14 protein-coding genes and 1 tRNA gene are annotated in these 13,789 nt (G+C 54.3%); 11 read left to right on the top strand and 4 right to left on the bottom strand.

The annotated features are described in order from the left end of the window. The first annotated feature begins 78 nt into the window (after window positions 1-78). The 6 genes from panD (at window position 79) to A3841_RS05780 (ending at window position 5,088) form a co-directional block, all read left to right on the top strand. Window positions 79-426: an aspartate 1-decarboxylase gene (panD, locus tag A3841_RS05805; RefSeq protein WP_073851380.1), complete on the top strand. Its 348-nt coding sequence runs from the start codon at window positions 79-81 to the stop codon at window positions 424-426. 9 nt (window positions 427-435) lie between these two features. After that, window positions 436-1,482 carry a lysylphosphatidylglycerol synthase transmembrane domain-containing protein gene (locus tag A3841_RS05800; protein ID WP_073851379.1) on the top strand — a complete coding sequence of 349 codons (1,047 nt, stop codon included), beginning with the start codon at window positions 436-438 and terminating at the stop codon, window positions 1,480-1,482. Further along, window positions 1,466-1,957, top strand: coding sequence for a D-glycero-beta-D-manno-heptose 1-phosphate adenylyltransferase (rfaE2, locus tag A3841_RS05795; protein ID WP_073851378.1), 492 nt, complete (start codon window positions 1,466-1,468; stop codon window positions 1,955-1,957). The genes A3841_RS05800 and rfaE2 overlap by 17 nt, the downstream gene beginning before the upstream one ends. 11 nt (window positions 1,958-1,968) lie before the next feature. Beyond that, complete coding sequence (locus A3841_RS05790; RefSeq protein WP_235861305.1) at window positions 1,969-2,643, top strand: zinc metallopeptidase; 675 nt, start codon at window positions 1,969-1,971, stop codon at window positions 2,641-2,643. Between the two features lie 220 nt (window positions 2,644-2,863). Further along, window positions 2,864-4,003, top strand: a complete 1,140-nt coding sequence (locus tag A3841_RS05785) for an acyl-CoA dehydrogenase (RefSeq protein ID WP_073851377.1) — start codon at window positions 2,864-2,866, stop codon at window positions 4,001-4,003. A gap of 158 nt (window positions 4,004-4,161) precedes the next feature. Continuing rightward, window positions 4,162-5,088, top strand: a complete 927-nt coding sequence (locus tag A3841_RS05780) for an AraC family transcriptional regulator (RefSeq protein ID WP_073851376.1) — start codon at window positions 4,162-4,164, stop codon at window positions 5,086-5,088. Here A3841_RS05780 and A3841_RS05775 read toward each other — a convergent pair. From A3841_RS05775 to A3841_RS05765, 3 genes are read right to left on the bottom strand one after another with little or no spacing between them, the layout of a single operon-like run. Further along, window positions 5,071-5,835 (bottom strand): geranylgeranylglyceryl/heptaprenylglyceryl phosphate synthase, encoded by a 765-nt coding sequence (locus tag A3841_RS05775; RefSeq protein ID WP_073851375.1) that lies wholly within the window; start codon window positions 5,833-5,835, stop codon window positions 5,071-5,073. The genes A3841_RS05780 and A3841_RS05775 overlap by 18 nt on opposite strands. After that, entirely contained in the window at window positions 5,825-6,445 is a 621-nt protein-coding gene (locus tag A3841_RS05770) for a hypothetical protein (protein WP_073851374.1), read from the bottom strand. Before A3841_RS05770 ends, A3841_RS05775 begins: the two co-directional genes overlap by 11 nt. Continuing rightward, window positions 6,442-6,828 (bottom strand): phage holin family protein, encoded by a 387-nt coding sequence (locus A3841_RS05765; RefSeq protein ID WP_073851373.1) that lies wholly within the window; start codon window positions 6,826-6,828, stop codon window positions 6,442-6,444. The genes A3841_RS05770 and A3841_RS05765 overlap by 4 nt, the downstream gene beginning before the upstream one ends. A 160-nt stretch (window positions 6,829-6,988) precedes the next feature. Between A3841_RS05765 and A3841_RS05760 the strand changes: the two genes are divergently transcribed. Beyond that, window positions 6,989-8,092: a J domain-containing protein gene (locus tag A3841_RS05760; protein ID WP_073851372.1), complete on the top strand. Its 1,104-nt coding sequence runs from the start codon at window positions 6,989-6,991 to the stop codon at window positions 8,090-8,092. A gap of 259 nt (window positions 8,093-8,351) precedes the next feature. On the opposite strand, the gene A3841_RS05755 is transcribed toward A3841_RS05760, so the two are convergent. Then, window positions 8,352-8,427 (bottom strand) — tRNA-Phe (locus A3841_RS05755). 167 nt (window positions 8,428-8,594) lie between these two features. On the opposite strand from A3841_RS05755, the gene A3841_RS05750 reads away from it, so the two are divergent. The 4 genes from A3841_RS05750 (at window position 8,595) to A3841_RS05735 (ending at window position 13,447) form a co-directional block, all read left to right on the top strand. Beyond that, complete coding sequence (locus A3841_RS05750; protein ID WP_073851371.1) at window positions 8,595-9,968, top strand: 4Fe-4S dicluster domain-containing protein; 1,374 nt, start codon at window positions 8,595-8,597, stop codon at window positions 9,966-9,968. A 100-nt stretch (window positions 9,969-10,068) separates the two neighbouring features. Beyond that, window positions 10,069-10,887: a (Fe-S)-binding protein gene (locus A3841_RS05745; protein ID WP_073851370.1), complete on the top strand. Its 819-nt coding sequence runs from the start codon at window positions 10,069-10,071 to the stop codon at window positions 10,885-10,887. A 100-nt stretch (window positions 10,888-10,987) separates the two neighbouring features. Next, window positions 10,988-11,470 (top strand): hypothetical protein, encoded by a 483-nt coding sequence (locus A3841_RS05740; RefSeq protein ID WP_073851369.1) that lies wholly within the window; start codon window positions 10,988-10,990, stop codon window positions 11,468-11,470. Window positions 11,471-11,506: 36 nt separating this feature from the next. Beyond that, on the top strand, window positions 11,507-13,447 hold the full coding sequence (locus A3841_RS05735; protein ID WP_235861304.1) for an OmpA family protein: 1,941 nt from the start codon (window positions 11,507-11,509) through the stop codon (window positions 13,445-13,447). Window positions 13,448-13,789: the final 342 nt, after the last annotated feature.

Below are 13,789 nucleotides of genomic sequence, written 5' to 3'. Positions count from 1 at the left end.
GGTAGTATGCAGCTGAAAGCCTTGGTAGTTATTATGCAGCCGATTGCCTAACTTTGCGCTCCAATTACAAATTACACCATGTATATTGAGGTTTTAAAATCCAAAATCCACCGTTGTAAGGTTACGCAGGCCGAGCTGCACTATGTGGGCAGCATCACCGTAGATGAGGACCTGATGGACGCCGCCAACATCCTGGAGAACGAGAAGGTGCAGATCGTGAACATCAACAACGGGGAGCGCTTCGAGACCTACGTGATCAAGGGCGAGCGCGGCACCGGCACCATCTGCCTGAACGGCCCCGCTGCCCGCAAGGTGCAGGTGGGCGATGTGGTGATCATCATCTCGTACTGCAGCATCAAATTCGAAGACGCCAGGACCCATACGCCCACGCTGGTGTTTCCGGACCAGCACAACCGCCTGGTATAATCCTTCTGCATGAACAAACTGCTCTCGTTTCTGAAGTATGTGCTGCTGCTGGGCGTGTCCGCGTTTCTGATGTGGTACGCGCTAAAGGAGCTGGACTTCCAGAAAATGTGGGCAGAGTTCCAAAGCGCAGACTACGGCTGGGTAATGGTATCCGTGCTGATGGGCGTGCTGGCTTACTTGAGCCGGGCCATGCGCTGGCAGATGCAGATCAGGCCCACCGGCCACAACCCGCCGCTCCGCAACACCTACAATGCCATGATGGTTGGCTATCTGGCCAACCTGGTGCTGCCCCGCATGGGGGAGGTGGCACGCTGCAGCATGCTGCGCCGCTCCGACAACCTGCCAATCAATACGGGCTTTGGCACCGTGATAGCCGAGCGCATCATCGACATGATGATGCTGCTGCTGGTCATAGCGCTCACCTTCCTGGTGGAGTTTGGCCGCATCCGCGATTTTTTCCTCAGCCTGCTTACAGATAAGTATGAGAGCCTGGAGCAAAGTATAAGCTCGCTGTACTGGGTGTTCTGGGTGATGCTCATTTCGGCGGTGCTGATACTTTCCGTCGTGCTGCGCTACCTGAGCCTGCTGCGCCAGAACGCATACTTCCGGAAGGCAGTGCATTTTGCCAAGGGCATGCTGGAGGGGGTGTTCAGCATCTCCAGGCTTGAGAACCAGTTTGCGTTCTGGGGCCACACCGTGTTTGTGTGGCTGATGTACTATGGCATGAGCCTGGCCGTGTTCTACGCGCTGCCGGCCACTTCCGGACTAGGCTGGGGCGCTGCGCTGTCTGTACTGCTGGCGGGCACGCTGGGTATGGCGGCGCCGGTGCAGGGCGGCATTGGTGTGTATCACCTGATGGTGCAGGCCACGCTGCTGCTCTACGGGGTGCCCAAAGAGGCTGGCATGGCCTACGCGCTGCTGGCCCATACTTCGCAAACACTTTTGGTCGTTGTAATGGGAGTGATTAGTTTTATAGCCAGTATGCTGGGCCGCTCAAAACCGGTAACACAGCAAAGTAGCCATACTTCCGCCAATGCCCATGAACTCAAAGGATAAGATTTATACACTTCCGCAACTGCTGGAGCAGGTGCAAAGCTGGCGTAGCCAGGGCCAGAAAATCGTTTTCACAAACGGCTGCTTCGACTTGCTGCACCTGGGCCACGTCGATTACCTGGAAAAGGCGAAACATCTCGGCGATAAGCTTGTTTTGGGCTTGAATACCGATGCTTCCATCAGTCGTATAAAGGGGCCAAGCCGCCCGCTGCAGGACGAAATGTCACGCGCGCGCGTTATGGCATCCCTTTTGTTCATAGATGCCGTAGTGCTCTTTAACGAGGAAACCCCGCTGGAACTCATCAAGGCCGTGCAACCGGATATACTGGTAAAGGGCGATGACTATGCGGTGGAGCAGATTGTGGGGCACGAGGAGGTGCAGGCCCGTGGCGGAGCGGTCAAGACTGTGCCGCTCGTAAAAGGCTATTCCACCACCAGCATCGTAAAGAAGATAGAAAACCAGTTAAAACGAACATAAACACCTGAACCATGATCTGGATTATAATGATTGCCATGATGCTCGCAAGCTGGCTTGTGAGTTGGCGATTAAAGAGTAAGTTTCAAAAGTATTCGCAGACCCCGCTTAGCTCCGGCCTTTCAGGCCGTGAGGTGGCAGAAATGATGCTGCGCGACAACGGCATTACGGATGTGCGCGTGATATCTGTGGCCGGTAAGCTTACCGACCACTATAACCCTGCCGACAAAACCGTGAACCTGAGCGAGTACGTGTACGAGGCCCGCAGTGCCGCCGCCGCCGCAGTGGCCGCGCACGAGTGCGGCCACGCTGTGCAACATGCCACAGCCTACAACTTCCTGAAGTTCCGTTCCGCCATGGTGCCCGCGCTAAGTATAGCCTCCCGCTACATGCAGTGGATCCTGTTGATCGGTATCTTCATGTTACAGACGACGCCTATTCCGCTGGCTATCGGTGTGGGGCTGTTTGCCCTTACCACGCTGTTCAGCTTTATAACGCTGCCAGTGGAGTTTGATGCCAGCAGGCGCGCTCTGGCCTGGATAGACCAAAGAGGCATCGTGACCACGCAGGAGCACGGCATGGCAAAAGACGCGCTGAAATGGGCCGCCATGACGTATGTGGTTGCCGCGCTTGGCTCACTGGCCACGCTCTTGTACTATGCCTCGCTGCTGATGGGACGCCGAGACTAGGGAATGTCTTATCTGCCTGAATTAAGGAGCGCCGCCTTTGCTTTTGCACTGGCGGCGCTTTCTTTTTGCACGTTTCCGACGTAGGCGCCGGTGAAAATATGAACAAATTGGAGGTGCCCCGCAACAATTATTAGAATATCAGGTTGAATTAATGCAACTGAATTTCATAGTTTTGTGCCGGAATTAAAATCAATCAAATAGCATCCTTTAGATAACAAACATGAACTTCGAACTAACAGAGGAACACTTGGCAGTGCAGGCTGCCGCACGCGATTTTGCCCAGACCGAACTGCTGCCAGGCGTTATCGAGCGCGATGAGCACCAGAAGTTCCCGACTGAGCAGGTCAGGAAGATGGGTGAGCTTGGCTTCCTGGGAATGATGGTGGACCCGCGGTACGGCGGTGGCGGCATGGACACGGTTTCGTACGTGCTGGCTATGGAAGAGATCTCTAAGGTGGATGCCTCTGCGTCTGTGGTGATGTCGGTGAACAACTCGCTGGTGTGCTGGGGTATTGAGAAATTCGGCACGGAGGAGCAGAAGCAGAAGTACCTGACCAAGCTGGCTACCGGCGAGATTATCGGCGCTTTCTGCCTTTCCGAGCCGGAGGCAGGCTCCGATGCCACCTCGCAGCGCACCACAGCCGAGGACATGGGGGATTATTATCTTTTGAATGGTACTAAAAACTGGATAACGAACGGTAGCACGGCTTCCGTTTACCTTGTAATAGCACAAACTTACCCCGAAAAAGGACACCGTGGCATAAATGCACTGATTGTGGAGCGCGGCATGGAGGGCTTTACGGTAGGATTAAAAGAAAATAAATTAGGAATTCGTGGCTCAGATACCCACTCTTTAATGTTTTCTGACGTAAAAGTACCAAAAGAGAACAGGATTGGAGAAGATGGGTTCGGGTTTAAGTTTGCGATGCAAACACTGGCTGGAGGGCGCATCGGCATAGCATCCCAGGCACTGGGCATCGCGTCGGGAGCCATGGAACTGGCCTTGAAGTACGCAAAGGAGCGCAAGGCCTTTGGCGTGGAGATCGCCAAGCACCAGGCAATACAGTTTAAACTGGCCGATATGGCCACAAACATCGAGGCTGCCCGCCTGTTATGCTTACAAGCCGCCTATGACAAAGATGCCCACCGCGACTATAGCATGTCCGGCGCAATGGCTAAACTTTTCGCCTCTAAGGTAGCTATGGAAACAACCGTGGAAGCAGTGCAGATACATGGCGGTTACGGTTTCGTGAAAGAGTACCATGTGGAGCGTCTGATGCGTGATGCGAAGATCACACAAATTTACGAAGGCACGTCTGAGATACAGAAAATAGTAATTTCGAGAGAACTGCTTAAGTAAGAAAGGGCCTAAAATGCTGTTTCCATGTGATTTGAGCTATAGATAGTCTTTGCCGAATTAAAATAAAATTTAAAATTAATTTTGAAGTTTATAAAGATTAGTCTTAGCTTTAAGCCAAATTAAAGGGTTTACAGTATAAAAGTTAGTTGGTAACACACATGGAAGATTACAATAAGATTATTGAGTCGCTTGGGGTGCGATTCATTAAGGCTAAGAATCTGGTGTTGCAGCAGCCGTTTACGGTGCGCAACTACTATGATGTAGGTAACAATCTGATCCTGCTCCACAACGGCAGTATCTTTTTTGGTGACGAGGAACAGGCGGTAGAAGAAGGGGAACTTCTATTCATACCTGGTGGCCGCAGCACCAAAGTTACCTATGGCCCGTCTGGTGAAGGAAAGTCCATCACCAATGACGACCTGATCACGAACAGAGAGAAGTTCTTCAGAAGCAACAACGACCTGGATCTGATCGGTGACGCGGAGGAAAGCCACAGCTATGTGAGCTTCGAGGCCAAAGTATTTGATTCGGTTAACTTCTTTGCATCGCTGGATCTGCCGGCCTTCCTTATCTCCAACAACACCAAACTCGCCAACCTGGTGATAAAAGTGGTGGAGGAGAACATGCAGGAGCTGCCGGGCAAAGAACGCCTGATCAACCTCTACACCGAGCAGATCGTGGTGGAGATCGTGCGCCACATCCTGAAGAACAGAATGTTCGTGGAGCAGCTGGCAACAAACAGCACCTACTTTAAGGACCCTCGCCTGATCGACCTGTTTAACTACATCAAGGAGAACCTGGGCGGCGACCTGTCGAACAAGGTGCTCTCGAACGTAGCCAACGTGTCGGAGGATTATGTGGGCCAGTACTTCAAGATGCTGACCGGCATTAACCCGCAGGACTACATCGAGTATCAGCGTATGGAGCGTGCTGTCTTCTTACTTCGCACCACGAAGAAGAGCATCCGCGAGATCGGAAAGGAAGTCGGTTACAAAGACACGGCTTACTTCTGCCGCCGCTTTAAGATGATGTTTGGTATACCTGCTGGTAAGATGCGCCGCCGCGAATCAGCGATGAACATCTAGGGCAACGTTATACGAAGCAACAAGAGAAGAGACCTCGGCCAGAAAGCCGGGGTTTTTTTCTATGTGGTTACCTACCACAATCAGGTCGGCACCGGCGTCCAGGGCGGCGCTCGCCTTCTCGGCAGTATCAATGCCGCCACCCACTATGATCGGTAGCTCCACGGCCTCGCGCACGGCTGCGATCATCTCGGCAGAAACAGGCTTCATGGCTCCGCTGCCGCCATCCATGTAAATATAGCGTAGCCCGAGCAGCTCACCGGCCATAGCGGTGCAGGCGGCAATGGCCGGCTTGTCGTAAGGCAGGGGTGTGGTGCCGCTCATGTATGAGGCGGTGGTTTGCCGGCCGGTATCGATCAGCATGTAGCCGGTAGGGTATACTTGCAAACGGCTGGCCTTCAGGATGGGGGCCGAGATCACGTGGTGGCCGATCAGGAACTCGGGGTTGCGGCCCGAGATGAGGGAAAGCAGCAGGATGCCATCGGCTTGTGTGTCGATGTGCTGGCTGCTGCTCGGGAAAAGTATGACTGGCACATGGCTGTGCTTTTTCAGCAGGGCGATGATGTCCGCCTGGTTCTGGGAGGTGATGAGACTGCCGCCAACGAAGAAAAAGTCGACGGCATGGGTTTCGCTCAGGGCGATAAGGTGTAGGCAGGAAGCCTCTGTCAGGTTGTCGGGGTCGAGCAGCACGGCCAGGTGCTTCCTGCCTGGGTTAAATGGTTGTTTAGGGCTATGGTTGTTAAATGGCATCCTTCTCCGGAACGATATACTCGGTTGTCTCTATCTCAGTAACCGCTACCACAGGCTCAGCTACAGTAGGCTTAACCGCAATATCGTTATTTTCGGAGACACTGTTTAAGTATTCTTCCAGCTTTTTGGTGCCATACATTACCAGCAGCGCCAGCACTTGCTGTGTCAGGGCGGTGCTCAGCTTCGAACCCAGGAATGGCTCAGGCTTTTTTTTTACGTCCCCGGCGTGGTAGGCGTGCGGCATTTGCTCCGAGGATAAGGTATAATCATCCTCCTGCTCATGCACGTAAGAGTCATAATCAATTAGAGGCGTGGAAGTGTGCGCCGGGTAAGCTGCGGCCACGAACGTGCCGTGCGGCTCATTCCTGCCTCTTTTATCGACCTTGGCTTTCCTGCCTGATTTTACCTTATCTTTGCTGCCGGAGAACATGCGCCTCACCAGCCACCCGGCCAGCAGCACGCCGCCTACCATGGCCGCTTTTTTGCCAATGTCCTGCCCCTGCGACTTGATCTGGTCCACGTCGCCCATCAGCGCTCTCTTATACTCCTCCTTCTGCCGCTCCAAAAACTCACGCTCGTTATCAAATAATGGGTTGTTTAGCTCGCTCATAGCTGTTTCTCTCGTTTGTCTGATTTATAGATGGTGTTGTCAAAAGCCTTGTCCGCCACACCCTGGAACACTTTTTTATCCAGCCCCACTACAAGTATAAGCAAAAGTATGATGTAGAAGAGCGCCACAATGCCAAAGCCCCAGAAAGAGCTGTCGAGGAGGTGGTTGAGCAGCAGGCCCAGGAAGATGTTTAAGAAGATGAGGACCATAAAGGCGATAACCCCCAGCAGGACGCCATGTATGGTGCCCACAAAGGCCGCCTTTAGCTTTTCCTGTATCTCCAGACGTATAATGTCTATGCGGGTATCCACGTACCCCATCAGGTTCTCCATGAGGTGGGGATTCCGCTCCCGGGTTCCGTTATCTTCTTGTTGTAGCGCCATGTTTCTTTTTCAGCTTTTTTTAATACTTGTTCTGTATACGAGGGTAGATAAAAAAATTTACGTAAAGTATAACTTGCTAAAACTGTAGTACGCAATTTGAGGTTAATTGTATAGGTTTAGTTAAATTTAAGACGGATCTTACCTAAAGATTTATACCTGCTTGAACCATAACCACTACCACGTATTAGGGGTAAGCCAGACGGCCACGATGCAGGAGGTGAAGGCGGCATACAAGCGGCTCGCTATCAAGTACCACCCCGATAAGAACCCCGGGAACTTGCTTGCCGAGGAGCTGTTTAAGCAGGCGAATGCGGCTTACCAGGTGCTCTCCAATCCGAGCAAGCGTGCCCTCTACGACCTTCGGCTGCAGTACCAGCGCGAGCAGCAGTACCGCGCCGTGATACAGCACCAGCCCCGGCGCTACGACCCGCGCCACTACACCACCCGCGCCCCCGCAGGCGTGGATGAGCGGCACTACAAAAAGCGCCCACCAAAGGGCAGCAGCTTCTCGCGCAAGGACTGGTACATTACGCTGGCCTTTGCAGGGGGGCTCATACTTTTCAGTTTGCTGCTCAAAGCCGTGATGGACCACATCGCCGGGGAGGACAAGTATAAGACGGCCCTGACCTACATCGCCGACGGCAAGTATACCAGCGCCCACCGCCTGCTCACCGATGCCATCCACTTCATACCCGACAAGGCAGCCGCCTACGAGGCCCGCGCCATGATCGAGCTGGATGTATACGAGAATTATACTTCTGCCCTGCAGGACCTGAACAAGACCATCTCACTGCAGGACCAGCCCTCGGCCCAGGTATATTACATGCGTGGCCGCAGCCTGCAGCAACTGGAGCAGTACCAGCAGGCAGAGGAGGACCTGACCAGGGCGCTGGAGCTGAACGACAGGCTCTGGCATGCCCACCTGAAGCGCGGGGAGGTTCGCCTTTTTTACCTGCACAAGTATGAGGACGCCATCACAGACCTCAGCACCTTCCTGCGCAACAGCTCGACTAGGCCGGAGCAGGTGGAGGCGCTTACCTTCCGGGGGTTTGCCTACTATAAGCAGGGGCAGTTGAGGCAGTCGGAGCAGGACTACCGCGCCGGGCTCATCGCCGATAAGGAGAATGGCCGCCTGTACTACCTGTTAGGGCGCACCGAGCTGGAGCAGCAGCAGGCAGACTCCGCCTGCGCGCATTTCTCCAGGGCCTATGATTTGGGCTATAGCGCCGCGCTGCTTGAGCTACGGGCCAGGTGCCAGCCTTGATGCATTTGAAAAAACCTCATCTGGAACTCTTCGCAGCCCCGGTGCGGGGTACTGGTGCCGGACGGTATACCTAAAGAGACGCTCCGGTATACTTGGTTCTCTTGGGCGGCTGGCATGGTTCTGAAGCTAAAGTATGAATACCGGCCTGCTAGGCATTATGCTGAAACAGCAACTGTAGAGGAGGGAATAAAGTATAGGGAGTGCCTGAAAGGGGAGGGACTAAAAACAAAAAACCCTCACCGTTTAAAGTGAGGGTTGCTGGTGGTGATGATTGGAATCGAACCAACGACACAAGGATTTTCAGTCCTTTGCTCTACCAACTGAGCTACATCACCAGCTCTTGTTGTGTCCCCTAATCCGAAAGGGTATGCAAAAGTAGTAACCAATTTTGAAGTAGCAAACATTCGTCAGAAAAATATTTTAATAAAGTGCGTCAGCATACATATTTCTGAGGATTCTACTATCTTTATCTATAAATTAGTATGTATAACGAATAAATGCCGTGATAGGAATAGAGAACATTATCTTTTTGATTGTGGCTGCCGTTGGCATTGGGCTGTTTGTGTGGCAGATCCGCAAGATTCGCAAGAACGTGCTGCTGGGCCGCGACACCGACCTGGTTGATAATCCCTCGGAGCGCATCAACAAAACCCTGTTGGTGGCCTTTGGGCAGCAGAAAATGTTTAAGCGCATGCTGCCGGCCGTGCTGCACCTGTTCGTGTACGTGGGCTTCCTGGTGATCAACATCGAAGTGCTGGAGATCATGATCGACGGTATTTTCGGGACGCACCGGGTGCTGGGCTTCATGGGCCCGATATACAGTGGGCTGATGGCGATAAACGAGGTGCTGGCCGCGCTGGTGATCATCGCCTGTGCCATTTTCCTGTGGAGACGGAATGTGTCCAGAGTGCCCCGCCTGGCTAATGGCGTGGAGATGCGTGCCTGGCCCAAAATGGATGCCAACGTTATTCTGATCACGGAGATCGTGCTGATGTTTGCCTTGTTTGCGTTTAACATAGCGGACCTTAAACTGGCAGAGCTACGCGGCCACGAGCTGCCCGGCAGCTTCCCGGTAAGCCAGCTCTTTGTAAATGCTTTTGGCGCTGATGCCGGTACGCTGGCAACTGTAGCGGGTGTAGGCTGGTGGATCCACATCATTGGTATACTTGCCTTCATGAATTACCTGCCCAGTTCCAAGCACTTCCACATCATCATGGCCTTCCCGAACGTGTACTTCTCCAAGCTGCTGCCTAAGGGTAAGTTCACCACCAACCCGGCCATTACGCACGAGATCAAGGCCATGCTGGTCCCCAGCTACCAGCCGCCCGCCCCGGAGGTGGATGCGGCCGGCAACCCCGTGGTGCAGCGCTTCGGCGCCAAGGACGTGGAAGACCTGACCTGGAAGCAGCTGATGGACTCCTATACTTGTACCGAGTGCGGCCGCTGTACCTCCGTATGCCCGGCCAATATCACGGGCAAGCTGCTCTCGCCGCGTAAGATCATCATGGACACCCGCGACAGGATGGAGGAGAAGGGCGAGCACCCGGCTATCTTCCGGCCAAACCACTACAAGGAGATGGGCGTGGAGCGCGTAGCGACAACAGAGGAGAAAACGCTGCTGCGCGGCTATATCACCCCGGAAGAGCTTTGGGCCTGCACCACCTGTAACGCCTGCGTGGAGTCCTGCCCGGTCAACATCGACCAGCTGTCCACCATCATGGACCTGCGCCGCTACCTGGTGCTGGAGGAGTCGGCTGCGCCGGCCTCGCTGAACGCCATGTTCACCAACATCGAGAACAACGGCGCACCATGGGCCTTCCCGGCCTCCGACCGCTTTAACTGGGCCGACGAGCTGTATGTGCCGAGCAAGAATTAATTGTTAATTGCTTATTGTTAATTGCTTTATAGTTGCGCGTTGACGAGAGATTGTGAGAGAATAACAATTATCAATCAACAACCAACAATCAAATACTCAGATGGAAGAAAATAAAAGATTGATAAAAGTGCCGACCATGGCCCAGCTGGCTGCCAATGGTGAGGAGCCCGAGATCCTGTTTTGGGTGGGATGCGCCGGCGCCTTCGACGACCGTTATAAAAGGGTTACCCGTGCCTTTGTACAGATTCTGGAGCACGTGGGCGTAAAGTATGCGGTGCTGGGCACCGAGGAAAGCTGTACCGGCGACCCGGCCAAGCGTGCCGGGAACGAGTTTTTGTTCCAGATGCAGGCGCTCACCAACATAGAGGTGCTAAACGCCTACAATGTGAAGAAGATCGTGACGGCCTGCCCGCATTGCTTCAACACCATCAAGAACGAGTACCCCGACCTGGGCGGCAACTACGAGGTGATTCACCACTCCACGTTCCTGCAGCAGTTAATTAACGAGGGTAAAGTACATGTGCAGGGCGGCGAGGCATTTAAAGGCAAGCGCATCACGTATCATGATTCCTGCTATTTAGGCAGAGCCAACGACATTTACGAGGCGCCGCGCGATGTGCTGGCTGCTCTGGATGCCGACCTGGTGGAGATGAAGCGCAGCCGCGCAAATGGTTTATGCTGTGGTGCCGGTGGTGCCCAGATGTTTAAGGAGGCAGAGCCAGGCCGTAAAGAGATCAACATTGAAAGAACCGAAGAGGCGCTGGCTACTTTAGGAGATGGCGAAGGTGTAATAGCCACCGCCTGCCCGTTTTGTATGGTGATGATGAACGATGGCGTGAAGAACAAGGAACAGGAGCAAAACGTAAAAGTGTTCGATATCGCCGAGCTCATCGCCCAGGCCGAAGGGCTTTCTAAATAAATGCTGATCCCTGGTTGTTAATTGCTCTGGGGTTTATACTTCATAGGGCGGTTAACGAGCAACAGTCAACAACTAACAATCAACAATCCAACCATTAACTATGTATATTCCGTTTGATCAATTGCCCCCGCAGTCGCGCGTTTGGATTTACCAGGCCAGCAGACCCCTGACGGAGGCGGAGCAGGCTGAAATAGAGCGCACTATGGAGCGCTTCGCCACAGAGTGGAGCAGCCACGGGAAAGGGCTTCAGTCCTCGGCGGCGCTGCTGCACGGGCGTTTTCTGGTGCTGGCCAACAACGAGGAGGCGACGGCTTCCAGCGGCTGCTCCATCGATGCCTCTGTAAGGTTTGTGCGGGAGCTGGAACAGCAGTTGGGCGTGTCGTTTCTGGACCGCACGCAGCTGGCTTTCCTGAACGAGGGGGAGGTGGAACTGGTAAGCGTGCCGGAGCTGAAAGCCAAAGTGGAGACCGGAGACATCAACAGGAATACGTTATACTTTGATACGCTTATAACCAATTACGGGGAGCTGCAGCAGGCATGGCCACGGCCGGCAGGCAACAGCTGGCTCTCCCGCTATTTCTGATCCGGCTAACCTTAATCCTACTTGTTCATGCACCACATGTCTCCACGAATGCCTCTGGCGAAACGACTGCAACAAACCGGTTTTATCGTGCTGTTCCTGCTGCTGCTCAGCGGTTGCGGCGCCGGCCAGTACCTGAGCAAGGGCGACAAACGCTTTGGGCAGGAAGAATATGAACGTGCCATAGAGTTTTACAAGCAGGCGTTGGGCAGTGCCGCTAATGCCGGCGAGGTAAACTATAAGATTGCCGAGGCCTACCGCCGCTCTAACCGCCTGGCCGCCGCAGAGCCCTACTATAAAGCCGCGCTGGATGCCAACTACCGCAAAGAGGACGCCTACTTCTACTACCCGCTGGCCCTGAAGGCAAATGGCAAGTATGAGGAGGCCCTGCGCCGCATGGGCGAGTATGTGCAGGTAGCCACCAGCCCGCAGTTGCGTTCTATGGCGGTGCGCGAACTGGAGAACCTGCAGCAGCTGAACGAGATCATGGGCCTGGGCGAACGCTTCAAGGTGCAGAACCTGGAGGCGCTGAACACCGAGGGCTCTGAATTTGGCCCCTACGTGCAGGGCAACGAGCTGATCTTCTCCTCCACACGCGGCCCCGGCAAAGAGTACCTGGGCAACGGCGAGGGCTTCCTGGATATCTTCACCACCACCCTGACCGACTCCGCCGCTGAGATGGGAGGGGCCGTGCACAAGTATGAAGGCATCAACAACGAAGAGCTGCACGAGGCTTTTGCCACCTTTGCCAACGACGGCGCCACTATGGTGTTTGCCCGTGGCAACGAGGGCACCAAGAAAGGCCGCAGCAACGTGGATCTGTTCGTGTCGAACCGCCGCGCCAATGGCTGGACCGAGGCGAAGCTGCTAAGTATAAACGATCCCGAGGCCTGGGATTCCTCACCCGCTTTCACGCCAGATGGCAAGACGCTATACTTTTCTTCCAGCCGCAAAGGAGGCTTAGGAGGCACCGATATTTACAGATCAACTTTAGATGACAACGGCCGCTTTACCGCTCCAGAGAACCTAGGCCCGGACATTAACACAGCCGGTAACGAGAGCTTTGTTTCGGTAGGGCCAGACGGCACGGTATACATCGCTTCTGACGGGTTGCCGGGGCTGGGTAACCTCGACCTGTTCCGCATCGAGAACGGAAAGCCTGTTAATTTGGGTAAGCCGGTAAACTCGCCGGGCGATGACTTTGGGATGTACTTCGTGAACGAGCAGGCTGGCTTCTTCTCGTCTAACCGCGAGGGGGGCAAGGGCGGTGACGACCTGTACCGCTTCGTGCGCAGCGACCGTAAGCTGGTGAAATTCTTTGTGGATGGCACCCTGTACCAGCAGCGCGAAGGCGCCAAACAACGCACGGCCGTACCCAACAACACCGTAACGCTGCAGGATGAGGCAGGCAAGCAGGTGGCCATGGCCAGCACCGATGCCGAAGGCAAGTTTTCCTTCCCACTCGACTCCGCTGCCACGTACTCTTTGGTGGCTGAGAAGCCGAACTTCTTTACCGCCCGCCAGCGCGTGACCACCGTCGGGAAAATGCCGGCGCAGAGTGAGCTGAAGGACCCGATGAACGAGGTTCGGCTAACGGCCACACTGGTGCTCAACGAGATCGTGAAAGAGAAAGCCATCGTGCTGGAGAACATCTTCTACGACTTCGACAAAGCCAACATCCGCCCCGACGCAGCCGTGGAACTGGACAAACTGGTGCAGATCCTGCTGGATAACCCGGCCATCTCGATAGAGCTTAGCTCCCACACCGACGCCCGTGGCTCCGATGTTTACAACGAGGACCTGTCGCAGCGCCGTGCCGAGTCTGCTGTGGAGTACATCATCTCGAAAGGCATAGACCGCTCGCGCATCACGGCCAAAGGCTACGGCGAGAGCCGCCCGGTAGTGAAAAACGCTAAAACCGAAGAGCAACATCAGCGCAACCGCCGCACCGAATTCAAGGTGGTACGTATACAGGAGTAATCAGTGTAGCGCTACAATAGCGAGAGCCGCAGGAGTTTTATACTTCTGCGGCTCTTTGCATTTGTCTGGATCAGGGTTTATAGGATGAGGAGGTGAGCATTTATACTTGGGTTATACTTTTATACTTCCCCTGGCGCAAGCTGAAAGTCCCGGAGCATTTCGGAGCGTCCGCTTGTGCCTTTGTCCTTTAGCCGCTGCTTTCTTCAACCTCAATCAAGCTATACTTTCAAAACACCGCTGATCCTCCAGCCTTACTTACCTATAGTTTCATTTCCAGCTTTGGTGCTCTCAAGCCCGAGAGGGCTCACCTTCGGGCATCGCGCTGGGAGCTTTTCCTTTGCT

The sequence above is a fragment of the Pontibacter flavimaris genome (assembly GCF_001907195.1).
GTDB classification, from domain to species: Bacteria; Bacteroidota; Bacteroidia; order Cytophagales; family Hymenobacteraceae; genus Pontibacter; species Pontibacter flavimaris.
This window is presented reverse-complemented; position numbering and strand designations above follow the sequence as displayed.